18 protein-coding genes and 1 riboswitch are annotated in these 24,434 nt (G+C 67.0%); of the genes, 13 read left to right on the top strand and 5 right to left on the bottom strand.

All coding sequences use genetic code 11. From position 1 onward, the window contains the following. Nucleotides 1-8: 8 nt before the first annotated feature. The 10 genes from NFW30_RS11170 to NFW30_RS11125 all read left to right on the top strand — a co-directional run bounded on the left by NFW30_RS11170 (nucleotide 9) and on the right by NFW30_RS11125 (nucleotide 19,434). A complete protein-coding gene (locus tag NFW30_RS11170; RefSeq protein ID WP_295349803.1) occupies nucleotides 9-5,321 on the top strand; it encodes a DEAD/DEAH box helicase in 5,313 nt (1,770 codons plus the stop codon). Nucleotides 5,322-5,324: 3 nt separating this feature from the next. Continuing rightward, entirely contained in the window at nucleotides 5,325-8,153 is a 2,829-nt protein-coding gene (locus tag NFW30_RS11165; protein ID WP_295372081.1) for a helicase-related protein, read from the top strand. 197 nt (nucleotides 8,154-8,350) lie between these two features. Beyond that, nucleotides 8,351-9,802 carry an ATP-binding protein gene (locus NFW30_RS11160; RefSeq protein WP_295355867.1) on the top strand — a complete coding sequence of 484 codons (1,452 nt, stop codon included), beginning with the start codon at nucleotides 8,351-8,353 and terminating at the stop codon, nucleotides 9,800-9,802. Between the two features lie 7 nt (nucleotides 9,803-9,809). Beyond that, the gene (locus NFW30_RS11155; protein ID WP_295355866.1) at nucleotides 9,810-13,670 is read left to right on the top strand and encodes an N-6 DNA methylase; all 3,861 of its coding nucleotides are present in this window, start codon (nucleotides 9,810-9,812) and stop codon (nucleotides 13,668-13,670) included. A 38-nt stretch (nucleotides 13,671-13,708) separates the two neighbouring features. After that, nucleotides 13,709-14,911, top strand: coding sequence for an AAA family ATPase (locus NFW30_RS11150; RefSeq protein WP_363322099.1), 1,203 nt, complete (start codon nucleotides 13,709-13,711; stop codon nucleotides 14,909-14,911). Next, on the top strand, nucleotides 14,908-15,504 hold the full coding sequence (locus tag NFW30_RS11145; protein WP_295355864.1) for a DUF4276 family protein: 597 nt from the start codon (nucleotides 14,908-14,910) through the stop codon (nucleotides 15,502-15,504). Before NFW30_RS11150 ends, NFW30_RS11145 begins: the two co-directional genes overlap by 4 nt. A gap of 6 nt (nucleotides 15,505-15,510) precedes the next feature. Beyond that, the gene (locus NFW30_RS11140; protein ID WP_295355863.1) at nucleotides 15,511-16,659 is read left to right on the top strand and encodes an HNH endonuclease; all 1,149 of its coding nucleotides are present in this window, start codon (nucleotides 15,511-15,513) and stop codon (nucleotides 16,657-16,659) included. Nucleotides 16,660-16,826: 167 nt separating this feature from the next. Next, complete coding sequence (locus NFW30_RS11135; RefSeq protein ID WP_295355862.1) at nucleotides 16,827-18,206, top strand: DUF3696 domain-containing protein; 1,380 nt, start codon at nucleotides 16,827-16,829, stop codon at nucleotides 18,204-18,206. Then, nucleotides 18,203-18,742, top strand: a complete 540-nt coding sequence (locus NFW30_RS11130; protein ID WP_295355861.1) for a hypothetical protein — start codon at nucleotides 18,203-18,205, stop codon at nucleotides 18,740-18,742. Before NFW30_RS11135 ends, NFW30_RS11130 begins: the two co-directional genes overlap by 4 nt. Beyond that, the gene (locus NFW30_RS11125) at nucleotides 18,739-19,434 is read left to right on the top strand and encodes an RNA ligase family protein (RefSeq protein ID WP_295355860.1); all 696 of its coding nucleotides are present in this window, start codon (nucleotides 18,739-18,741) and stop codon (nucleotides 19,432-19,434) included. Before NFW30_RS11130 ends, NFW30_RS11125 begins: the two co-directional genes overlap by 4 nt. 172 nt (nucleotides 19,435-19,606) lie before the next feature. Here the strand turns inward: NFW30_RS11125 and NFW30_RS11120 are convergent, their stop codons facing one another. Next, complete coding sequence (locus NFW30_RS11120) at nucleotides 19,607-19,801, bottom strand: hypothetical protein (protein WP_295355859.1); 195 nt, start codon at nucleotides 19,799-19,801, stop codon at nucleotides 19,607-19,609. 242 nt (nucleotides 19,802-20,043) lie between these two features. Here NFW30_RS11120 and NFW30_RS11115 point away from each other — a divergent pair, with 242 nt between their 5' ends. The 3 genes from NFW30_RS11115 to NFW30_RS11105 all read left to right on the top strand — a co-directional run bounded on the left by NFW30_RS11115 (nucleotide 20,044) and on the right by NFW30_RS11105 (nucleotide 21,451). Then, nucleotides 20,044-20,562: a PEP-CTERM sorting domain-containing protein gene (locus NFW30_RS11115; protein WP_295355858.1), complete on the top strand. Its 519-nt coding sequence runs from the start codon at nucleotides 20,044-20,046 to the stop codon at nucleotides 20,560-20,562. 200 nt (nucleotides 20,563-20,762) lie between these two features. Further along, entirely contained in the window at nucleotides 20,763-21,014 is a 252-nt protein-coding gene (locus NFW30_RS11110; RefSeq protein WP_295355857.1) for an AbrB/MazE/SpoVT family DNA-binding domain-containing protein, read from the top strand. Beyond that, nucleotides 21,014-21,451 carry a type II toxin-antitoxin system VapC family toxin gene (locus NFW30_RS11105; RefSeq protein WP_295355856.1) on the top strand — a complete coding sequence of 146 codons (438 nt, stop codon included), beginning with the start codon at nucleotides 21,014-21,016 and terminating at the stop codon, nucleotides 21,449-21,451. The genes NFW30_RS11110 and NFW30_RS11105 overlap by 1 nt, the downstream gene beginning before the upstream one ends. 155 nt (nucleotides 21,452-21,606) lie before the next feature. Here the strand turns inward: NFW30_RS11105 and NFW30_RS11100 are convergent, their stop codons facing one another. From NFW30_RS11100 to NFW30_RS11085, 4 genes are all read right to left on the bottom strand, one after another. Then, entirely contained in the window at nucleotides 21,607-22,194 is a 588-nt protein-coding gene (locus NFW30_RS11100) for an ABC transporter substrate-binding protein (RefSeq protein ID WP_295355855.1), read from the bottom strand. A 254-nt stretch (nucleotides 22,195-22,448) separates the two neighbouring features. After that, on the bottom strand, nucleotides 22,449-22,904 hold the full coding sequence (locus NFW30_RS11095) for a TonB-dependent receptor plug domain-containing protein (RefSeq protein ID WP_295355854.1): 456 nt from the start codon (nucleotides 22,902-22,904) through the stop codon (nucleotides 22,449-22,451). Between the two features lie 20 nt (nucleotides 22,905-22,924). Further along, complete coding sequence (locus tag NFW30_RS11090) at nucleotides 22,925-23,248, bottom strand: TonB-dependent receptor plug domain-containing protein (protein ID WP_295355853.1); 324 nt, start codon at nucleotides 23,246-23,248, stop codon at nucleotides 22,925-22,927. 9 nt (nucleotides 23,249-23,257) lie between these two features. After that, nucleotides 23,258-23,466: riboswitch (cobalamin riboswitch) on the bottom strand. Between the two features lie 345 nt (nucleotides 23,467-23,811). Then, a complete protein-coding gene (locus tag NFW30_RS11085) occupies nucleotides 23,812-24,366 on the bottom strand; it encodes a PEP-CTERM sorting domain-containing protein (protein WP_295355852.1) in 555 nt (184 codons plus the stop codon). Nucleotides 24,367-24,434: the final 68 nt, after the last annotated feature.

Below are 24,434 nucleotides of genomic sequence, written 5' to 3'. Positions count from 1 at the left end.
GGGTACGCATGGACGTTTTCGAGTTCCGGGAGAGGCTGGTCGGCGAGTACGGCCAGTTCACCCGCAGCTTCACGCGCATCAGGTCAGAGGACATCGCGCGCTTCGTCACCACCGCCTACGAGTCGCAGCGCTACTGGCCCGCACCGCTCGTCCAGGTCAATCCCAACTTCAAGACAGGGCTCTCTGTCGAGGAACTGGTCGCGGCCGGCAGCCTGCACCCGGAATGTGCGCGGATTTTCCGAGGCGGCAAGAGCCTCACTGCAGCCGGCGTCTCGCTGCGACTCTTCAAGCACCAGCAAGAGGCGATCAGCTTCGCCCAGACGGGAGCCAGCTACGTCCTGACCACGGGTACCGGGTCGGGCAAATCGCTCGCCTACTTCATCCCGATCGTCGATGCCGTCCTCAAGGAAAGGGCCGCGGAACCCGCTCCGCGGACTCGCGCCATTGTCATCTATCCGATGAACGCGCTGGCCAACAGCCAGCTCGAGGAACTCGGGAAGTTCCTGGGCGACTACGGCGATCAGCCACCGGTGACCTTCGGCCGCTACACCGGCCAGGAGGACGACGCGGAGCGGCAGCGGCTGGCGACGCATCCGCCGGACATTCTGCTCACCAACTTCATGATGCTCGAACTCCTGATGACGCGTCAGGACGACAAGGACAAGGCCGTCATCCGCAACGCCAAAGGCCTGCGCTTCCTGGTGCTCGACGAGTTGCACACCTACCGCGGACGTCAGGGTGCCGACGTGGCGCTACTGGTACGACGCGTTCGCGAGGCGCTGGCTGATCGGCTGCAGTGCATCGGCACCTCGGCAACGATGGCGACGGAAGGGTTGGAAGCCGACCGCAGTGCAGTCGTTGCGGACGTCGCCACGCGGCTGTTCGGCACCACGATCTCGCCCGCGCATGTGATCACCGAAACGCTGCAGCGCATCACCCCCGAAGAGATCCTCGTCGAGCATATCCGCGAACCCCTGGCTGTGGTCATCCGGGCGGGTCTGCCCGAGAATCCTGCTTTCGCCGAGTTGGCGAAGCATCCGCTTGCCGTCTGGACCGAACTCACCCTCGGCCTGACGCGGGAAGAGGGCAAGTGGCGCCGGGCGCGGCCGATGACCCTCGAGGCCGCAGGCGCCCGCCTCGCAGTCGATGCCGGGATGGCGGAGGAGGCGGCGAAGGGAATCCTGGCCGATTTCCTGCTGCTCGCCTACCACACCACCGACAAGCCGCCTGAGGACGGTGGACGCAGCCTGTTTGCCTTCAAGCTGCACCAGTTCATTTCCGGTGGAGGCAAGGTGTTCACGACGCTGGAATCGCCCGGCAAGCGGTTCCTGACGCTCGACGGCAGCCAGTATGTCCCCGGCGACCGGGCGCGCAGGCTGTATTCGGTCCATTTCTGCCGGGATTGCGGCCAGGAATACCTTCCGGTCTGGGACGAAAACACCGCCGCCGGCCGCCAGTTCACCCCGCGCAACATCGAAGACCGCGCACACGAAGACGAGGAGGTCCACAACGGCTTCTTCATGCCCGACACTTCCGGGATCTGGGAGGATGCGCTCGAGCGCTATCCGGAATCGTGGCTGGAGCGTTCCGGTGACAGCCATCGGCTGAAATCGACCCATCGCCGCCGGCAGCCGGTCCACGTCCGGCTTGGCCGCGAGGGTGCGCCAGATGACGCGGGCGTTCCCGGTTGGTACATCCCGGGCAGCTTCGCTTTCTGCCTGCACTGCGGCGTCGTGCACAACACCGCGGGTCGCGATTACCTGCGCCTCGCTGGTCTCTCCGGTGAGGGGCGCAGCTCGGCGACGACCATGCTCACGCTCGCCTCGCTGCGCTACCTCTACGAGCAGGACGCGAAGCTGAGCCCGGCAGCGAGGAAGGTTCTCGGCTTCTCCGACAACCGGCAGGACGCGGCGCTCCAGGTCGGCCACTTCAACGACTTCCTGCAGATCCTGCTGCAGCGCGCCGCACTGCTGGCCGCGGTGCACGACAGCCCGGCTGGCGAAATCGACGAGAGCGCCATTGCCGGCGCGCTGTTCTCGGCACTCGGCTTTGGCCGCGACGACCCCGGCGTGCGCGCCGAGTACATGCAGGACCCCGAGGTGCGCGGCAATGCGCGGCGCCACGTGCACGACACGCTGCGCAGCATCCTCGGCTACCGGATCCATTACGACCTGCGCCGCGGCTGGCGTTTCAACAATCCGAACCTCGAACAGTTGGGACTGGTGCGCATCGCGTACCGCGACATCGAGGAACTCGCCGCCGCGCCGGACATGTGGCAGGAAGCCCCGCTGATCCTGCAGGCGGCTTCGCCGCCAGTGCGCCAGCGGGTTCTCGAGAAGGTCTTCGAAGCCATGCGCCAGGGGCTCTGCCTCGCCACCCGCTACCTCGACCGCGCCGAGCTCGACCGCCTGAAGACCGCCAGCTACGCCAACCTGCGCGAACCCTGGGGTTTCAGCGAGGACGAGGTGCCAGTCGCGGCCAACTGGTTCATTACCGTCGGCAAACCGCGCGACGAGGATCGCCGCAACGTCGAGTACCTGGTGTCCGGCAGCGCCCGCTCGAAGCTTGGCCGCCTGCTCAAGCAACCGGGCACCTGGAGCGAAGACAACGGCACCGACAATCCCCATGCCGCCCGGATCAGGGACGAGGACTACCAGGAAATCATCACGGCGCTGCTCAGGGCGGCCAGGGCCTACGGCCTGGTGGTTGCCGAAGAGACCGAGTTCGGCATGACCGGCTACCAGCTCAACGGCACCGGCATCGTCTGGCGGGCGGCCGATGGCCAGAGCAACCGGGGCGCCGACGACAACCCGTTCTTCCGCGGCCTCTACGGCAATGTCGCCGCGTTGCTCGCCAACCCGGCGCACCGACTGTTCGACTTCGAGGCGCGCGAGCATACGGCGCAGGTCGAGCAGGACGACCGGCTCGAACGCGAGGCGCGCTTCCGCTTCACGCGCAAGGATCGCGACGACTGGCTCGAGCAGACCGGCAAGCCACTCGAGTGGCTGCCCGTGCTGTTCTGCTCGCCGACCATGGAACTCGGCGTCGACATCTCGTCGCTGAACACCGTCTACCTGCGCAACGTGCCGCCGACGCCGGCCAATTACGCGCAGCGCAGCGGCCGGGCCGGGCGGGCGGGTCAACCGGCGCTGGTCATCACCTATTGCGCCGCCCAATCGCCGCACGACCAGTATTTCTTCCGCGATCCGGTGCGCATGGTCCATGGCCAAGTCAATCCGCCGACCCTCGATCTCGCCAACCGCGAACTGATCCAGAGCCACCTGCACGCCGTCTGGCTCGCCGAGACCGGCGTCAAGCTCGACAGCAGCATCCGCGGCCTGCTCGACATGAACAGCGAGGACGCCCCGCTGGCGCAGCACCTGCGCGACGGGCTCGACGCCGACGCGCCGCAGCGCCGGGCGCAGGAGCGTGGCCTGCGCATCCTCGGCATGCTCGCCGGCGAACTCACGCCGCAAAGCGCACCCTGGTACGACGGGCAGTTCCCCGGGCGCGTCTTCGCAACCGCCTTTGCCTCCTTCGACAGGGCATTGAACCGCTGGCGCGGCCTTTTTTCAGCGACCAGGCGGCAGATGGAAATCAACCAGCGGGTCATGAACAACCCGGCTGCCAGCGAGCGCGACCGGCGCGATGCCAAGCAGCGCCACGACGAGGCCTTCCGCCAGCAGTCGCTGCTGCTGCAGGAATCAGGCAGCGCCAACTCGGACTTCTACACCTACCGCTACCTCGCCAGCCAGGGCTTCCTGCCGGGCTACAACTTCCCGCGCCTGCCGCTGATGGCCTACATTCCGGCGCGCAAGGGCAAGATCGGCCGCGAAAACTTCCTCAGCCGCCCGCGCTTCCTCGCCCTGAGCGAGTTCGGACCGTACAGCCTGATCTACCACGAGGGCAGCCAGTACCGTGTCGTCCGCGCCATGCTGGCGGTGTCGGGTGACGACCAGGTGAAGCAGGGTGCCGTCCTGCCGACCGAGGTTGCGCGGCTCTGCCCGGCTTGCGGCTATGGTCATTTCCGCACCCAGCGCGAAGCCGACCGCTGTGTTTCCTGCGACGCGCCGCTGGCCGACGCCAGGGCGGTGCAGAACCTCTACCGCATCGAGAACGTGTCCACCCGCCGTGCCGAGCGCATCACCGCCAACGAGGAGGAGCGCACCCGCCAGGGCTACGAAATGCAGACCACGATCCAGTTCGCCGAGGCGGACGGCCAGTTGCAGCGCAGCGACAGGGCCTTCGCCGATGCCCAAGGCACGGTGCTGACGCTGCAATACGGCCCGGCGGCCACCGTCTGGCGGATGAACTTCGGCTGGCGCCGGCGCAAGGAAAAGACCATCCTCGGCTTCATGATCAACCCGGTTACCGGCCACTGGGTCGGCGGGACGGACGAGAGCGGCGAGCCGGATGCAGACGCACCGCCCGACCGCACGCCGCCGCAGCGCATCGTTCCCTATGTCGAAGACCGCCGCAACGTGCTGATCGCGCGCCCGCCGGAAACCCTCGAAGAATCGACCATGGCCACACTGCAGTATGCCCTGAAGCGCGGCATCGAGGCGGTCTACCAGCTCGAGGAAAGTGAGCTGATGGCCGAACCACTGCCCGGCCGCGACAACCGCCAGGCGATCCTGTTCTATGAGTCGGCCGAAGGCGGGGCCGGCGTACTGACCCGCCTTGCCACCGAGCCGGAGGCGCTCGCCCGCGTTGCCGACGAAGCGCTGCGCATCATGCATTTCCGTCGCCCGGCCAACGGAATCTGGGACCCCGCGACTCTGGCGCAGGAGGTCGACGAATCCGGCAACCCCCTCTGCGAGGCCGGCTGCTACAGGTGTCTGCTCTCCTACTACAACCAGCCCGACCACACGGTCATCGACCGCCAGGACGCCGGCAACGAGGGCAGGGCGCTCGACATCCTGTGCCGACTGAGCCGCGCCCGCGGCACCACCGGCAGTTTCGGCCGTACCCCGGCGCAGCAGGCTGGGGAACTGTCGCGCATTTCCGGGAGCAGCCTCGAACGGGCCTGGCTGGACCACGTCGATGCCCATGGCTACCGGCGCCCGGATCGTGGGCAGGAGCGCATCCCCGCGTGCAACACCTGTGCCGATTTCTTCTACGCCGACTGGAAGGCAGCGATCTATGTCGATGGTCCGCACCACGACGAGCCGGCACAACGCGAACGGGACGAGGCCATCGCCCGCGCCCTCGAGGCCGCCGGCCACTATGTCGTGCGCTTTCCGAAGGACCAGGGGTGCTGGCGGGAAATCTTTGCTGCGCATGCGGGGCTTTTTGGCCCCGGAACCGATCACCGGGAGTAATCGATGAAAGTCCAAGTCCGCTTTCAACCCGGCAGCCTCGTCTCCGCCCGCGGTCGCGAGTGGATCGTCCTGCCGCAGTCGGACGGCGACACCCTGCACCTGCGCCCGCTTGGCGCCGCCGCAGACGATGCCACGCTGATCTACCTGCCGGTCGAGCGCCAGCCAGTCACACCGGCGAGCTTTCCGTGGCCGACCGTCGGCCAGGCGTCCAACCACGCCGCGGGACAACTGCTGCGCGACGCACTGCAACTCAAGCTGCGTAGCGGTGCCGGCCCGTTCCGCAGCTTCGGCAACATCGCCGTCGAGCCGCGCGCCTACCAGCTTGTGCCGCTGCTCATGGCGCTCAAGCAGGCGGTCGTGCGGCTGCTGGTCGCCGACGACGTCGGCATCGGCAAGACCATCGAGGCGGCGCTGATCGTCCGCGAGCTGATCGACCGCGGCGAGATCGCCCGCCTGTCCGTCCTCTGCCCGCCGCACCTGTGCGAACAGTGGCAGCGCGAACTCAGGGATCGCTTCCACATCGACGCCGTCGTCGTGCGCAGCACCACTGCCGCCCGCCTCGAGCGCGGCCTGCCGGCGAACCAGTCGGTCTTCGAGGCCTACCCGTACACGGTGGTCAGCCTCGACTACATCAAGTCCGACCGCCGGCGCGACGAATTCCAGCGCGCCTGCCCCGAGTGCGTCATCGTCGACGAGGCGCACACCTGCACGGTCAGCGGCCAGGGGCGCCAGCAGCGCTACACCCTGCTCCGCGGTCTCGCCGAAAACCCCGAGCGCCACCTGATCCTGCTCACCGCGACGCCGCACTCGGGCGACGAGGAAGCCTTCTTCAACCTGCTCGGCCTGCTCGACCCGCAGTTCCGCGAACTCAAGGACGCCGCCGCCGACGCCCGCCAGCCGCTGCGCGAGCGGCTGGCCCGCCACTTCGTCCAGCGCCGCCGGCCGGACATCGAGGAATGGCAGGACCGCCAGGTCTTCCCGGAGCGCCTCACCGCCGAAATCACCTACCAGCTCACCGGCGCCTGGGGTCGCCTGTTCGATGAAGTGCTCACCTATGCCCGCGCGCTGGTCGAACGCGCCGAGGGCCAGGGAGCATTGCGCCAGCGGATGAGCTGGTGGGCGGCGCTCGCCCTGCTGCGCTGCATCTCCTCGTCGCCCGCGGCGGCGGTCAACGCGCTGCGTACCCGGCTGGCCGGCGAGGGAGCCGACGAAGCGCAGAGCCTCGACGAGGCCGAGGCGCAGGGTCGCGAGCGCGTCCTCGATGGCGCCGAGGACGACCTGACGACGCAGGACATCGAACCCGCCGCCTGCACCGAGGACAGCCAGCTGCTTGGCGAGCTGATTGCCAGGGCCGAGGCGCTCGCCGGACCGGCGCAGGACCCCAAGCTCAAGCGTCTGCTCGAACACCTCGACGAACTCACCACCGCCGGCTTGCAGCCGGTCGTCTTCTGCCGTTACATCGCCACCGCGCACTACGTCGCCGACGCGCTGCGCAAGGCCTTCAGGGAGCATCGGGTGCAGGCCGTCACCGGCGAATCGGCCCCGTCCGAGCGCGAAGCGGCGGTCGACGCCATGGGCGAGGCGGCGAAGCGCATCCTCGTCGCCACCGACTGCCTCTCCGAAGGCATCAACCTGCAGCACCTGTTCACCGCCGTCGTCCATTACGACCTGTCGTGGAACCCGACCCGTCACGAGCAGCGCGAAGGCCGCGTCGACCGCTTCGGCCAGAAGGCGCGCGAAGTCCGCACGACAATGCTCTTCGGCCGCGACAACCCGGTCGACGGCGCCGTGCTGCACGTCATCCTGCGCAAGGCCGAAAGCATCCGCAAGGAACTCGGGGTTCTGGTGCCGATGCCCGACGACGAGGGCAAGCTCACCCAGGCGTTGGTCGGCGCCGTGCTGCTCCGGAAGGGCAGCGTCGCCACGGCCTCCCGACAGCAGTCCCTCGACTTCGGCCAGCCGGCGGTCGAGATCGAGACCGCCTGGCAGTCGGCCCGCGAGCGGGCGGCGCGCAACCGCACCCTGTTCGCCCAGCGCCGCCTCAAGCCCGAGGACGTCCTGCCCGAATGGCAGAAGACGCTCGCCGTGCTCGGTGGCGAAGACGACGTTGCCCGCTTCGTCCGCCGCGCCGCCGCCCGTCTTGGCGCCCCGCTGGAGGTCACGACCGGCGCCGCCGCCGGCCACTGGAAACTGCACGCCGGCAGCCTGAGCTCCGGCGCCCTGCGCGAACGATTGGCCGGCGAAGGACTGGAAGGCACGCTGCGCATCGATTTCCATCAGCCGCCGGCGCCCGGCACGCTCTTCATCCACCGCACCCATCCGCTCGTCGCCTGCCTCGCCGACCACCTGCTCGAGAACGCGCTCGATGACGAGGCCGTCGCCGATGCCGCTGCCGCCATCGCCCGTGCCGGGGCCATCTTCACCGTGGCCGTGAGCACGCGCACCGCCGTTCTGCTCCTGCGCCTGCGCCACCAGCTCACCGTCACCCACCGCGGGCACTCGCGCCTGCTGCTGTGCGAGGAAACCGTCACGGTCGCAGTCGCCGCAGGGCAGGGTGACGGGCTGCTGGCCGGCGATGCCGTGCGCTCGTTGCTTGACGCCGAACCGGCGCGCAACATGCCGCCGCCCTTGCGCGACCATCACCTGCAGCAGCAGCTCGAGCGCCTGCCCGACCTGCAGCCTGCCCTCGAAAGGCTGGCCCGCGAGCGCGCCCAGACGCTCCTCGACGACCACCGCCGCGTCCGCGAAGCCGCGCGCGGCAGTGGCGAATACCGCGTCACCCCGAGTCTGCCGGTCGATGTGATGGGGGTCTATGTGCTCGTGCCTGCGTAGCGCAGTTGTCGTCCAACCATCTGGTTTATAGAACAATTCGATTGCCACACGCGATAGCGCAAGAAAAGTCGCACAACAGCCACGAATGCAATCGTTACCACCCAACGCTCTGTATTTGTTGAAATTGCTGGTCGTTGTCACATTAAGAAGCTACCATCGTGCTTAATGTGACATCTTAGGGTTGCACTTGATTGCTTATGTCGTCAGCACTCGAAATCCCCCTGCAGGAAGTCCAGCGCCGTCTGAGCGTCGATAACCCGTGGTGGAAGGGGGGCGCCGGCATTGATGCCGACGAGGCGGGCTGGCCCCGGCGCGACTACTTTCCCCATTTCGCTCACCTGGTACAGGAAACCGGGGTGCGGCGGGCGGTCGTGCTCATCGGGCCGCGGCGGGTGGGCAAGACCGTCATGCTCAAGCACCTGGTCCAGCGGCTGCTCGATGGCGGCGTTCCCGGCGTGGCAATCCTCTACGTTTCACTGGATACTCCCTTGTACTCCGGGCGCAGCCTGGAAAGCCTGGTCCGCCTGTTCATGGAGCAGCACCAGCACCCGGCGGCCGGCCAATACTGGGTGTTGTTCGACGAGGTGCAGTACCTCAAGGACTGGGAAGTGCATCTCAAGTCCCTGGTCGACACCTACACCCATATCCGCTTCATCGCCAGCGGCTCGGCCGCGGCCACCCTGCGCATGAAGAGCCGGGAATCCGGTGCCGGGCGCTTCACCGAATTCGTCCTGCCGCCCCTCACCTTCGCCGAGTACCTGCGCTTTGCCGGTCGGGAAGAAAGCCTGATCAGCGAGCGGGAAGACGAAGCTGGCGGCCCCTCCCGTTACCTCGCCACCGACATCCACAGCCTCAACGACGAATTCCTCAATTACCTGAACTTCGGCGGTTTTCCCGAAGCGGTCACCAGCCCGGCCGTGCGTGCCAACCCGGCGCGTTTCCTGCGGCAGGACATCATCGACAAGGTGCTGCTCAAGGACCTGCCCAGCCTCTACGGCATTTCGGATACCCAGGAACTCAACCGCTTCTTCAACGTGCTGGCATTCAACACGGGCGACGAGGTCGGTCTGGAGGCGCTCTCCCAACATGCCAATATCGGCAAGCAGCGCCTGTCCGAATACCTCGAATACCTCGAAGCGACCTTCCTAATCCGCCGCGTCCATCGCATCGACGAGAGCGCCTTGCGGCTCCAGCGCGCCCGCAGCTTCAAGGTCTACCTCACCAACCCGTCGGTGCGCGCCGCCCTTTTCGGGTTTGTCGGGGCGGAAGACCGCGCCATGGGCAATCTCGCCGAAACCGCCGTCTGGAGCCAGTGGCTGCACGACACCTCGGCCAGCCACTCGCTCCACTACGCCCGCTGGAAGGCCGGTCGGCAGGACCTGGAAGTGGATATCGTCTCGCTCGACCCGCGTACCCAGAAGCCCCGCTTCGCCGTCGAAATCAAGTGGTCCGACCGCATTCCCCACCAGTTGCAGGAACTGCGCGGCATCAAGGCCCTGGCCAGCCGGCATCCGCTCGCCCGCCGCCCCCTGGTGACCACCCGCACCTGGACCGGCACGGCCGACCTCGACGGCGTGCCGGTCGAGTTCGCGCCGGTTGCCCTGCACTGCTACACCATCGCCCGCAACCTGCTCCGTTTCGGCACCTGACTCGCCCATGGCCCGCCGCTCGAGCACCGAACTCGCCTTCACCGCCCTGACCATCGAGGGCGGGCTGCTGGCGCCCGACTTCCTCAACCGGATCGCCCACCTCGAAGCCGAGCGGCAGTCCGAGAGCGACTACGACATCCCGCGCGGCCTCAAGCTGCGCGACGAGATCGGCCGCTACTGGAAGATCGCGCAGAACCTCTGGCAGGACTTCGCCGCCCGCCGCGAACGCGCCGATCTCGACGCCTGCAAGGTGAGCGCCCACGACTTCCTCGAACCCTTCTGCCGCCACGTGCTTGGCTTCGCGGACATCAGGCGGGTCGGCCCGGTAATGATCGGCGAGCGCAGCTTCCCCATCGGTCATGCCGCGGTCGACGGCCGCGTGCCGCTCGTTTTCGCCGGTCACGACCAGCCGCTCGACAAGCCGGGCAGCCGGCACGGCGACGGCACGCGCCGCCGTTCGCCCTTCCTGCTCGCCCAGGAGGTTCTCAATGCCAGCCACGCCTCGCTCTGGGCCATCGTCAGCAACGGCCTCAAGCTACGTCTCCTGCGCGACAACGCCAGCCTGACCCGGCCCGCCTACGTCGAGGCCGATCTCGAAGCCGTCTTCAGCGAAGGCCTCTACCCCGATTTCGCCGCTCTCTGGCTGCTCGCCCACGCCACGCGTTTCGGTCAGGCCGGCGCCGAGCCGGCCGACTGCCCGCTCGAAAACTGGCGCAACACCGCCCAGGAAGACGGCATCCGCGTCCGCGACCGGCTGCGCGAAAGCGTCGCCGCTGCCCTGCGTGTGCTTGGTACCGGCTTTCTCGCGCACCCGGCCAACGGCGAGTTGCGCCGCTGCATCGAGAGCGGCGAGCTGGGCACCCAGATCTACTTCGAGCAACTCCTGCGCCTCGTCTACCGCCTGATCTTTCTCGCCACCATCGAGGATCGCGAACTCGTCTTCTCGCCCGAGGCCAGCGCCGAGGCCAGGGCGCGCTACCTCGCCGGCTACAGCCTCGCCCGCCTGCGCCGGCTGGCCGCCCGGCGGCGCAGCTACGATCGCCATGCCGACCTCTGGCAGGCGCTCTCGATCACCTTCGCCGGCCTCGGTGGCGGCCAGCCGGCCCTTGGCCTGCCGGCGCTCGGTGGCCTCTTCGACGCCGCGCAATGCCCGGACCTCGACGCCGCCCAGCTCGACAACCAGTCGCTGCTCAGCGCGCTCTTCGGCCTCTGCTTCTTCCGCGACGGCGCCGCGCTCTCGCGCGTCAATTATCGCGACATGGATTCCGAGGAACTCGGCAGCGTCTACGAAAGCCTGCTCGAACTGGTGCCCGAACTGACCCTGAGCCCCAGCGTCCGCCGCTTCGGCTTCATCGGCGACGCAGCAGAGCAGGCAGTGGGCAGCACCAAGGGCAACGCGCGCAAGCTCAGCGGCTCGTACTACACGCCCGACAGCCTGGTGCAGGAGCTGATCCGCAGCGCGCTCGACCCGGTGATCGCGCAGACGCTGGCCGCCCACCCGCGGCAGCCGGTGCAGGCCTTGCTCGAACTCAGCGTCTGCGACCCGGCCTGCGGTTCGGGCCACTTTCTGCTCGCCGCCGCCCGCCGCATCGCCGAGGAAGTCGCCCGACTGTCGGCCGCCGACGGCAACCCGCTGCCAGCCGACTACCGCCACGCGCTGCGCGAGGTCGTCGCCCATTGCATCTACGGTGTGGACAAGAATCCGCTCGCCGTCGAACTCGCGCGCACCGCGCTCTGGCTCGAGGCCTACACGCCCGACCGGCCGCTGACCTTTCTCGACCACCACCTGCGTTGCGGCGACGCGCTGCTCGGCATCCTCGACCCGGCGATCCTGGAAGCCGGCATCCCGGACAAGGCTTTCAACGCGCTCTCCGGCGACGACAAGGCCGTCGTAACGGCGCTGAAGATAGCCAACCGCGACGCACTGAAGGCCATCGAGAAGGCCAGGACGCGCGCCGCCTTCAACCTTGCCTTCGACCTCGACGCTGCGCCCGAGGCTGCTGCCCTCGACGCGCTGCCCGACGACACGCTGGCCGCGCTCGAAGCCAAGCGCGCCGCCTTTGTCGAGGCCGAAGCGAAGAGCGCCGCCTCGCGCGCCCGGCTGGCCGCCGATCTTTTCGTCGCCGCCTTCGTCCTGCCGAAGACGGCGCAGACGATGGCGAGCGTGCCGACCACCCAGGATCTCTGGCTGGTGCTCAACGGCAGCGTCCCGCGCCCAGGCGTCGCGGCAGCGGCTGCCCGTGCCGCGCAGACGGCGCAAGCCTTCCACTGGTGGCAGGCGTTCCCGCAGGTCAAGGCGAGGGGTGGCTTCGATGTGTTGCTCGGCAACCCGCCGTGGGAAATGCTGCAACTGGATCCGCAGGAATACTTTGCGACACGTGCTCCCTCGATTGCCAATGCTCAGCACATGGCCGCCCGGGATAGACTCATTGCCACCTTGGCAACCGAAAACTCGTACCTGTTTAACGGGTATTGGGAGGCCGTTCGCCAGACTGAGGCGCTACAGAGTTTCATTCACGAGAGCATGCGGTTTCCCGCATCGGGATTCGGTCGGTTAAATCTTGCCTACCTTTTTGCCGAGTTGTTCCTCGATGCCAAGAGCCGGGCGGGTCGTGCAGGATTCATCGTTCCCTCCGGCATTGCAACCGATTCGTTCTCGCAGCATCTGTTCAACAAGATGTCCAAAGGCAACCTGGTGAGCCTCTACGACATCGAGAACCGGGAACGCCTGTTTCCGGCGGTCGATAGCCGCATGAAGTTCTGCCTGCTGACCCTCGGCCGTGCCGCGGCCGCCGAGTTCGTCTGCTTCGCTGCGCAGGTGGCGCAACTGTCTGACCCGCGCCGGCGCTTCCGGCTGACGCCCGACGAATTTCGTCTGATCAACCCCAACACGCTGACCTGCCCGGTGTTCCGCAGCGAGCGCGACGCCGAACTGACCAAGAAACTCTACCGCGCCGCGCCGGTACTATTCGAGGAAGGTCAACCCGAGAAGAACCCTTGGAATATCCGGTTCATGCTGATGTTCATGATGAATACTGATAGCCATCGCTTTGAGGACGTTCCCGCGCCCGGCCGACTGCCGCTCTACGAGGCCAAGATGATCCATCAGTTCGACCATCGCTGGGCGACCTATGCCGCCGACGGATCGAGCGGCGATGTTGCCGTCGACGCCAAGCAGGACCCGAATTTTCGCGTCACGCCGCGCTACTGGGTCGATGCCACCGAAGTCGAATCCCGCCTGGCCGTTAAGGGCTGGTCGCGCGGCTGGCTGATGGGCTGGCGGGACATCTGCCGCGCAACCGACGAGCGCACGGTGATTGCGTCGGTGGTGCCGAAGGTAGCAGCTGGCGACACTTTGCTGCTGATGTTCCCAGACCCGAGGCATGGCGCAAGGGTCGCCGGCCTGCTCGCCGATCAATGCTCGCTGGTGCACGACTACGTCGCGCGGCAGAAGGTAGGAGGCACGCACCTCAAGTATCATGTAAAGAAGCAATTGCCGAACCTGCCGCCGGACCGCTACACCGAGGCCGACCTCGCCTTCATCGTCCCGCGCGTCCTCGAACTGAGCTACACCGCCCACGACCTCCAGCCCTGGGCAGCCGACCTTGGCCACAACGGCCCGCCCTTCGCCTGGAACCCGGAGCGCCGCGCCCGCCTGCGCGCCGAACTGGACGCGACCTACGCCCGTCTCTACGGCCTGACCCGCGACGAACTGCGCTACATCCTCGATCCCGCCGACGTCATGGGCGCCGACTACCCGTCCGAGACCTTCCGCGTCCTCAAGAACAACGAGACTCGCCAGTTCGGCGAATACCGCACCCGTCGCCTGGTGCTGGAGGCGTGGGATGTGTTGGCCGGCAGCGGCTGATAGGGTGCACACCGATGAATGACGCAAAGGGTTTTCCGATGGACACGACCGTTTTCATCCGCCGGGTCAGGGCCAAGAACTTCAAGAGCATCGCCGCCTGCGACGTCGAACTGGGGCCGCTGACCTATCTGGTCGGTCCGAACGGGTCGGGCAAGAGCAACTTCCTCGATGTTCTCCACTTCGTCAAGGACGCGCTGCAGGGTTCGCTCGAAAATGCCCTGCAGTTGCGCGGCGGCCTGTCGGAAGTGCGCCGTCGCTCGGGCGGGCATCCAACCCATTTCGGCGTGCGGCTGGATTTTCGGTTGTGCGATGGGCGAGAGGGCCATTACGCTTTCAACATTGGTGCCCGGCCGGCCGGTGGCTTCGAGGTTCAGCGCGAGGAGTGCGTCATCGGCGGCGCGGGCGGCGGGCCGAGCTATCTGGTGCTGCAGGGCAAGCCGGAAAAGACCAGCGAAGAGGTGTTCCCGGTCAGCACGCCCGACCGGCTGGCGCTGGTGAACGCCGGCGGCTTGCCGGTATTCCGGCCAGTCTTCGATGCGCTGAGCCGGATGAGCTTCTACAATCTCAGTCCGCGCGTGATCCGCGACCTGCAGAAGCCCCAGGACGGTTCCGAATTGAAATCCTTGGGCGAAAACATCGCCAGCGTGCTGTCCTTCATGGAGCGCTACGCTCCGCAGGACAAGGCACTGGTCGAGGAATACCTCAGGCTGGTGGTGCCGTCGGTGCATGGTGTCGAACGTACCGGCGTCGGCCACATGGAAACGCTGGAGTTCCGTCAGGAAATCGCGGGCGCCAAGCACCCATGGCGCTTCCCGGCCAACAGCATGTCGGACGGTACGCTGCGGGCACTGGGCATTCTGGTGGCACTGTATCAGGGCGGTGAGACCGGGCGGCCAAGCCTGGTCGGTATCGAGGAGCCCGAGGTGGCATTGCATCCCGCTGCAGCGGCCGTCGTGCGCGACGCGCTGGCTCGCGCCTCGACGCGCAGCCAGATTCTGGTGACCAGCCACAGCCCGGAACTGCTGGACGACGCCTCGATTGCCGTGGAGACCCTGCTGGCGGTTTCGGCGAATGCCGGCGTGACCCGGATCGCGCCGGCCGACGAGGCCTCGCGGCAGGCCATCCGGGATGGGTTGTTCACCGCCGGCGAGCTGCTGACGCTGAATCAACTGGAGCCCGATCCGACGCGCTTCGGCGATCCGGAAGGACGGCAGTTGCGCCTGTTCGGAGCCGAGCCGTGAGGACGGTCGTCTGCATCGTCGAGGGCGATGGGGAAGTGCAGGCGCTGCCGCTCCTGTTGCGGCGCATCGCCCTGGCGAGAGGGGTTTTCGACCTGAAGGTCGGGGTCCCGATTCGGGTTCATCGTGACAAATTCATTCGGCGGGACGAGGAGTTTCGACGCCAAATTCTGCTCGCCGCTGCGAAGTCTGGCAACGGCGTTATCCTCGTGTTGCTCGACGCCGATGACGATTGTCCGGTTCAGCTCGCTCAAGACCTGGCTGCGCGCGTCGCCGCGATTGTTCCGCATGTCCATTCTTCGGTGGTGATCGCCAATCATGAGTACGAGGCCTGGCTGCTGGCTGGAGCGGATTCGCTGGCAGGCAGGCGCGGGTTGCCGGATGATCTCCAGGCACCGGGCGATGCCGAAGCGGTCAGGGACGCCAAAGGCTGGCTCAGTCAGCGTATCCGGAACGGGCGTTACCACGAGGTCAGCGACCAGCCGGCGTTGACCGCGGTGCTGGATATCGAAGCGGCAGTTGCCGGCAGCCGCTCGTTCCGCAAGTTTGTCGAGGAGTGCGAGCGTGCCTTGGCGGTGATCGGAACGACGGGCTGACACGCAATGAGCCGCGAACTGGAGAACCTCATCCTTGATGCCTTCGCAGGGCTCGGCAGCCGTCGCCCGCTGGCCAACGGCAACTTCCGGCTGGTCGCCGGCGCTAACCAGACCTGCGCCGTGTATTTTTCCGGCAACGCGGCGGGCAACGCGGTGGAAATCGGCCTGGCGCCGAAGGCGCTGGCGCCGCTGCTCGGCCGGACGGAACGTGAGCTGTCCCAATGGCTGGGCGGCCATGCTGCCACCCGCCGCGAGCGCACCGTTTCCGGCAAGCGCGGCAGCTACCCGGTCGGGCTCGCCTTCGGGTCGCACCGCGACCTGGCAGCCTTCCTCGGCGCCTGGCAGATGTTTCGGCGGGGTGACAGGGAGACGGCCAGCGCCGTTGCAGCCGCGCCCGGCGCGCTGGTCGCGGCCCGCATCGAGAAGGCAGCGCAGGACGGGGGTTTCGACCGCACGCCGGAGCGGCACTGCGGCTGGCTGGTGTTTCGCTCGACCGCCTTCGCCGACACGCTGGCCGTTCATGTCCTGGCAGCGGAGACGTTTCGGGTTGGCCTGTCGTCCCGCACGTGGGCGCAGAAGGTGGCGGCCGACCGCGGGCTGCCGCTGCTGCGGTCTACCGGCGACTGGCCGGCTATTTTCGACTCGGTGCCTGGTTACGAGGCCCTGCACGCGCTGCTGCAGAGAGCCGGCGCGGTGGCGCGACTGCTGGCCGGCGAGGGCGCCGCCGCGGCCTTCCGGCGAGAGACGCAGGCGCTGCCGGCGACGACCGAAGCCGATCGCCTGATCATCCAGCGTCTCGGGCAGGACGTTTTCCGCCAGTCGCTGATCGATTATTGGCAAGGGCGCTGCGCCGTCACTGGGCTCGACGTTCTGCCGCTGCTGCGCGCCTCGCACATCAAGCCCTGGGCGCAGTGCGACAGCGACGCCGAGCGGCTCGACGTGTTCAATGGCCTGTTGCTGGCGCCGCAGCTGGATGCGCTGTTCGATGGCGGCTGGATCAGCTTCGACGACGATGGCGGGCTGCTGGTGAGCCCTGAACTGTCGGGCGAGCAGCAGGTGCGGCTTGGGGTGCAGCCGGGCTGGCGGCTGGCGGAGTTGGCCGCGCCACACATCGGCTACCTTGCCTGGCATCGTCGGCAGCTCTTCCGTGGATGAACGAAGCTTCTGCCCGCAGCCAGCGTTCTTGCGGTCGGCAAGCGCCGAAGCTGCCGTGCGTCCCCGACAGGAATGAAACCCGCGAACTCGGCGACTACCGCAACCGCTGCCCAATGCGGGCGGTGTGGGATGCGCTGCATAATGCCCGCTGAACGAAAGGAGCCGTCATGCTGACCCGGATGCAGATTCAGAACTTCAAGGCGTGGAAGGACACCGCCATGGTTCCGCTCGCGCCGTTGACCGTGATTTTCGGCACCAACAGTTCCGGCAAGTCCAGCCTCGGCCACCTTCTGCTGGCCCTGAAACAGACGGTACAACTGGCGGACCGCAAGCGCGCCTTGCACCTGGGGGACAAGAATTCCCTGATCGACCTCGGCACCTTCGCCGATTGCGTCCATGGACATGATCTGCGCCAGAAGATCATGTTTTCCCTCCGCTGGCGGCTGCGGCAGGTATTGACCGTCAGGAACCCGTTGAATTCGTCGGAAGTGTTCAAGGGCAGCGAACTCGAGCTGTCATCGACGCTGCAGGCGGACAAGAACGGCCAGCCGGAGACCGAGTCGTTTACCTATCGGCTGTTGCAGGGCGACGCCAGGTCACTGGAGGTATCGCACCGGCGCGGAGACAGGACGTCGCTCGACTGCGAACCGCTGAAGCTGGTGATGGCAATGGGCCGCAAGTGGCCGCTGGAACCACCGGAGAAGTTTTACCGCTTTGCCGACCGCACGCTCCTTCGCTATCAGAACGCCGACTTCCTGGCCGACTTTGCGCTGCAGGCCGAAGAAATGCTGGAGCGGCTGTACTACCTCGGACCGCTGCGCGAGCCGGCACGCCGTCTCTACCAGTGGTCTGGCGAGACGCCGCCGCATGTCGGGGCGCTTGGTGAGCATACGATCGCCGCGCTGCTGGCGGCGACCGGACAGGGGCGCAGACTGAACCGCGGCCCGAAGCAGAAGCTGCAGCCGTTTGATGTGTTCATCGCTGGCTGGTTGCGCGACCTGGGGGTCATCGACAGTTTCGAGGTCCACCCGGTGGCCGAGGGGCGAAAGGACTACGAGGTTCTGGTACGGACCCATGCCAGGTCGCCAGTGGTCAAGCTGACGGACGTCGGGGTGGGCGTCTCGCAGGTGCTGCCCGCGCTGGTCCAGGCTTTCTACTCACCGCCCAATTCGGTGGTCTGGATGGAGCAACCGGAAATCCATCTGCATCCGTCGGCCCAGGCCAACCTAGCGGATGCCTTCATCAGCGCGGTGCAATCCAACGAGAGCGGCAGCGCCCGCGGTACCCAGTTGATCATCGAGACCCACTCCGAGCATTTCCTCACGCGTCTGCAGCGCCGGGTCGCGGAGCGCAGGATCGAGGCGACCGACGTCGCGGTCTATTTCGTCAAGCGCGAGGGTGCGAGCGCGGAACTGGAGGCATTGCGCCTCAATCTCTTCGGTGAGATCGAAAACTGGCCAGTGAACTTCTTTGGCGACGAAATGGGCGACATCGCGGCGCGCACTCTTGAGGCGATCAGGCGTCAGGCCGCTGGGGAGACGGCATGACGCCGGTGGTGATCGACACCAACGTGTTGCTGGTAGCCAACGGCAGCCATCAGGACGTCTCCTGCAAGTGCCGTGAAGCTTGCGTCAGCGCGCTGCTGGCCAGGCAGCGGTCCGGCATGGTGGTGATCGACGATGGTTACCGCATTCTCCGCGAGTACGGAAACAGGACGTATCCGAATCAGCCAAAGGGGGCGGGTGACGCCTTCCTCAAGTGGCTGCTGCAGAACCAGTCCAATGCCAGTCGAGTGTGCCGTGTGCCGATCACGGAAACCCGGACGGACCGCTTCGTCGAGTTTCCGGATCCATTGCTCGAGGAGCGTTTCGACCCTCCCGACAGGAAATTCGCGGCCGTGGCGAACGCGCATCCGGACAAGCCGCCGATCTGGCAGGGTGCCGACAGCAAGTGGCTGGACTGGTGGCCGCAACTGGCAGCCCAAGGCATTTCGGTTCATTTTCTCTGTCCGGCGGATGTCGAGCGGTTCCACGCGAAGAAGTTTCCGGGACGTGATCTGCCGGCTTTGCCACCCAGGCCATGAGCGCCTTTTTCCGCTTTCCGCACACGCCGCACATCGCCTGGATGGGAAGCGGCATCCCGCGCGACGACAAGGTGTTGTCTGCTGTCGAGGCAGATGCTCTGCTCGCCGAGCCGGTGGTGGTGGAAGAAAAGCTCGATGGCGCCAATCTCGGATTCTCGGTTTCTCCGGATGGCGTCCTCCGCGCTCAGAACCGTGGGCATTACCTTGATGCACCCCATGCCGGGCAGTTCGTGCGTCTCGGTCAGTGGCTGGCACCGCGCGAGGGGGCATTGTTCGACGCGCTGGGCGAACATCTTGTCGCCTTCGGGGAGTGGTGCGCAGCGCGTCACTCACTTGCTTACACGGCCCTGCCCGACTGGTGGTTGCTGTTCGATGTTTACGACGTGCAAGCCGGCCGCTTCTGGAGCACCGAGCGGCGTGACCGATGGGCCGGGAGCCTGGGCCTGTGTACCGTTCCCTCGCTGCTGCGTGGCCAATGCTGCCTGCAGGCGTTGCAGCAACTGGTGATGGATGGCCGGAGCGCCTTTCGCGACGGACCGCTGGAGGGCGTCATCGTCCGGCGCGAGGACGATTCCTCGCTGCAGTCGAGGGCCAAGCTGGTGCGGGCGGATTTCACGCAGCAAATTGCCGGGCACTGGCGACAGCGGGCGCTGCAATGGAACCGGTTGGATCATGTCGCGATGCGTGGCTGACGGGGACCATCCGGCTCCCAAGACAGGTGATTCGCCAACGTATCCGGCACTCCCGGACCGTCGCCGGCGCCTGCGACCCGCAGCTGCGCGATCGCCCGGCCGAGCGGTCGCGCGCGCCGCTCGATGGCGAACACGGCTGCGCTGACGGCGAGGTGCACGATTTCGGTCACCGCTACTCGGTGATCGACCGCAACGAACGGCTGCCGCAGCGGCTGCCGGAGCTGTTCATGGCGCTGACGCGCCAGGCGAACGGCAGCGATCGCTGGCCGACGTGGCGATCCCTTTCTGGCGTCTTGTGCCGCGGATCATGCTTTGGTGCTCGCAGGCAAAGGAGTCTTTCCCAGCCCACTTCAATCCAGACCGACATTCGCCATTGCAGAGAAAGAACATGCAACCCATCAAACATGCGGTCAAGTCCATCCTGGCCACGGCCGTACTACCGTACTCGCCGTTGGCGCCAGCAGCGCGCAGGCGGCCCCGACCACCGCCCTCTACCTGACGATGGACGGCTCCGGGAGCATCTCGGGCGCCCAGTTCACCCAGTAGATCACCTCGTACGTCACGGTCCTCAACAACGTCTTCACCGCGACCCCGGCGCTCTTCGGCAAAGTGGCGATTGGCGGCGGCATCTTCGGCGCCAACTTCTCGCAGTTCTTCGCGACGCAGGAGATCACCGATGCGACGATTATCGGGAATCTGACGAGAGCCCTGCGCGCCCTCGATCCCGGTCGCGGCGGCATCAACACCGGTGCGACGGCGATCGGCGATGCGATCACCCTGTCCGCAAACGCGCGGACCGCCTATGAGACGGCCCCCGGGGCCGACATCAAGCTGTTGATCGACGTCACCACCGACAGCGCGAACAACCTGGGCAGCGACCCCGCGTGTGTCGCCGACGCCGTCACACCTCCCATCGACTCGGTCAACTGCCTCGGTATCGGTGGCGCTGCCAACTGCAGCTGGGTTGGCACATCCGGAACCAATTTCGGCAACGCCGCGGATTTCGTCGCCTTCCAGGGTGCCCTCGAAGCCAAGCTGAAGCAGGAGTTCGACATTCCCAAGCCGGGCACGCTGGCGGCCCTCGGTCTTGGCCTCCTCGGCATGGTGGCTTCGCGCCGCAAGCAGTAGGCGAAGCTCTGCCGCTCCATCGGGCCCCGCCGCGGCGGGGCATTTTTTTTGATGCGTCATCGCATCGCCGGACACGGCGGGTTCGACCGTCGGTGGCAGCCAGAGCAAGCGACCGGAAACGTTCTCGCGCCGGATCATGTTCAGGAACGGCCCGGCATGGTATTGTAGATACGCGGCTATACATCGTGGAGGGCTGGCGCATGAAAGTACGTCTGGCGAAATGGGGAAACAGCTTGGCGGTACGCATTCCTGGCGAGTGCGCCCGCCAGGCACATGTCAAGGCTGGCGACGCTTTGGAAATCGAGGTCACGGCGACGGGCGATCTGCGCCTGCGACCCATGGCGGAGCTGTTTGACAGGACGTCATTCCTGAAGCAGGTGCAGGCACTGCGCGCCCATCTGTCGATGGGCGAACCGGTTGTCGAGGCCATGCGGGAGTCCGATCGTTTCTGATGATCTACGCTGACACCAGCGTCTGGGTGGCCTTGCTGACACCGGAGACAGGAACGGACCGGGTGGAACGGTGGTTCGAGGATCTCGCCGGGACACCGGTCAGTGCTGACTGGACATTGACCGAGTTCCACAGCGCCATCGCCCTCAAGACCCGGGCCGGTCAACTGCTCCGTCGGCAGGCCAGTGACGTGCTGGCTTTGTTCGAACGCCTCGCTGCCGGTGGCCTGACGCTGGTACCCGTCTCGCGGGTTGCTTACCGCTCAGCGGCGGTACTTGTAAATGATTTTGAGCAGGGGCTGCGCGGCGCAGACGCCCTGCACATTGCCGTCGCGCAGGACCTGGGCGTTCGGCGATTTGCTACCCTGGATCGCAGGCAGGGCGCCAGTGCACAGCGTCTCGGCCTGACTCTGGAACTCGGCTTGGCTCAAGACGTGTGACCGGTCGACAGGAAATCGCCTGCAGCGCGTCGTGAACGATGCGATGTCCACAGTGTGCAGGACGAGGACCTCGGCTGGCGACTGCGCAGGCCGCCCACTGCGCCATGATGCGGTGACCCGCGGGCGGTTGCCGGCCCTGCGCCGGCGCCGCCGCTTCAGGGCTGCGGCCGCCTGCTGCGGGCGACGTCGAGCGCGGCACAGAGCTTCTCGGTGCCGTCGAGGATGCGCGGCGTCTGCCGCTGCATCAGATCCGGGTTGATGTGGAAGAGGTTGCCGCGCCGCACCGCCGTCATGCCGGTCCACCGGTCCCAGTCGTGCAGCCAGTCGGGGCGCGCGTCGCCCATGCCGGTGGCGACGATGGCCTCGGGGTTGGCCGCCAGCACGGCTTCGACGCTGACCGTCGGCGACATCCGGCGCAGGTGGCCGAAGACGTTGTCGCCGCCGCATAGCCGGATGGCGTCGCTGATGATCTGCGGACCGCCGACGGTGGTCAACGGCGCCTTCCCGATCTGGTAGAAGACCCGCACTACGGGCTTGCCGGCGTGCGCCGTCCGCAGCGCCGCAAGACCCTGGCGGAAGGCCGCGGCAGCGGCGCGGGCAGTTGCCTGCGTGCCTGCCAGTTCGCCCACCAGATTGCCGCCGGCGCCGGCGGCGTAGAGCATCTCGACGATGTGCGGCGCGAGGGCGACGATGCGTGTCGCCGGTGCCTTGAGCCGGACCGTCGTGCCGGCATCGTCGTGCACGACGGTCTCGCCGCGCGCCTGCGGCAGCAGGACGATGCCGGCGATGCAGACGAGGCAGGATCTCAGGAAGCGCGTGGCGTGTTCATTGTGGCACGAAGATGCGGTGGCCGTCGTCGTCGAACTGGCGTAGGGGGTGGCCGTACAGTCCGGACAGGATCGCCGCCGTCAGGATGTCGTCGACCCGGCCGCTTTCGCTGCGCCCGTCGTCGAACAGAAGCAGCGCGCGGTCGCAGAAGCGGTGGGCGAGGGCCGGGTCATGCAGAACCCTGACGACGCCGGCCGCGCGGCAGCCGCAGCTGCAGGATGACGTCGGCGCCGGGTGGCTCGTTGCCGACGAGTGCGGCGAGCACCTCTGCCGTGCCGAAGCGGATGCTGCCCGTCGTCAGCGCCGTCCACAGGCTCGCCAGCGACAGCAGTACCAGCAGCAGGAGGATCAGGATGGCGCGGCGACGGTTCGGCATCAGTGGAAAGCGTAGCTCGCCGGTGCCGGCTGCCGCGTTGAGGTCGCCGGTCTGCGTGCCACGGGTGCCGACACCGAGCGTCGCGCCGAAACGCGGGCGACCGGATTTGTCGGTGATGATGTTCACGACGCCGCCGGTTGCCTTGTCGCCATACTGGACGCTGCCGGCGCCGCGCAGGATCTCGATGCGCTCGACGCTGTCGAGCGGGATCGCCGACCAGTTCACGCTGCCGAGGTCGATCGGGTTCATCCGCTGGCCGTTGAGCAGGATCAGCGTGTTGCTGCCGGCGCTTCGCCGAAACCGCGGATGTCGATCGTCGAGTCGATGCCGGGGCTGCCCGACAGCGCCCGCACGACGACACCGGCGTTCGACTTGAGGATTCCCGGCAGGTCACGCGCCGGACTGTTGCCGATGTCCTCGCGGCTGATGACGCTGACGTTGGCCGGCAGACGGGATTCGGGCTCGGCGAAGCTAGTGGCAGCAGGCGTGGATCCATGCTGTTTCTGCTGCTTCCGGCAGGCGTCCCCGCAGGCCGGAATGTGCGAAAAGGAAGCGACGGGAGAATGGAGACAAGCCGGGAACCGGCGCCACACCCCGCGGCACCTCCGCTGCTTGTCACAGGCCGGTATCCGGGCTCGCAAGTCTTGACGCGCCGCCTTCCCGGACCAGGGTCCAGTGGCGTGATGGCGCGCCCGCACTCGCTTACCGTTGCGGGGGCAGCAGCGGACTGGTCGCTATCGACGACGCACCGCTTTCCCGTTTGACCGCGGTCGGAGAATGCTTCCGCAGCACCTGCAACGAGGGGCATTGTACACGCCGGCGCGCGCTGGCGCTGCGTCCATGCGTTGCCGCAGCGAGGGGTCGCCGCCGCAGGATGTCCGTGGAGGGGGTGGCATGAAGGGAATGGCGGTGTTTCCGCCGGGTGGATTCCCTGCGTTTGACGAAGGGTGGGCTCGAGTGCCGTCTCGCTGAAGAGGTGTGCCGTGACGAGTGGCAGGGGACGCTGTGATCGCGTGCAGCAACGACCACGGGTCAGCCTTGCGGCAAGAGCAGCGGCACGCCGGCGGCGGAAGCGCAGGGCGTGTTGCCACTTCCGTGGCGGCGATCAGCCGGCCACGGTCACGGAACGGGCAAGTGGATCTGCCGCTGCGGTGCGTCAGCCTTCCTGCCGGCGGCGGCGCCGCCAGCGCAGGCCGCCAAGCAGGCCGAGGCCAGCGAGTGCGAGACCGGATGGCTCCGGCACGGCGCGGCTGGGCTCGGCATAGAGGAAGTCGTCCATCACGACGACATCATCGTTGGGGTTGCCGAGCACACCGTTCGAGACGATGGTATTGCGTCCGGAAGTCAGCCGGACGCGGCTGATCCGCTCGCCTGCACCGGCAACCGCACCGAGGAAGCTCAACCCCTGTTTGCCGCCGACGAGGACGTCGCGGGAGTAAATCGAAGCACCGCTTTCGTCGAGGAATTCCATTGTCGTCAGACCGGCCACCTCGACATCGACGAAGATGGCAGCGAAAGCGCTCGTCGTGGCAGCGGTCGTCGTCCCGGCGACGAAGAAGCTGACGTCGGTGATGTTGCTGTCGACGGCGGTGAACAGCCGTTGCGGGCTGCAGGCCTGGAAGTCGTTCGGGAAGCCGAACAGGGCCGCAGTGCTGCCCAGACGTGTCGCCTCGGGACGGCTGTAAAGAATTCCGACAGTCCGGCGAGGCAACGGGTTCGGCGCTGGCGGGGTGCGCAGGACGTCGGGCAGCGCGGCGATCGGCGACGCCCGAACGACCG

The organism is Accumulibacter sp., assembly GCF_023806635.1.
Taxonomy (GTDB): domain Bacteria; phylum Pseudomonadota; class Gammaproteobacteria; order Burkholderiales; family Rhodocyclaceae; genus Accumulibacter.
Note: the sequence above shows the minus strand (reverse complement) of the source record. Positions and strands in the feature narration are given on the sequence as shown.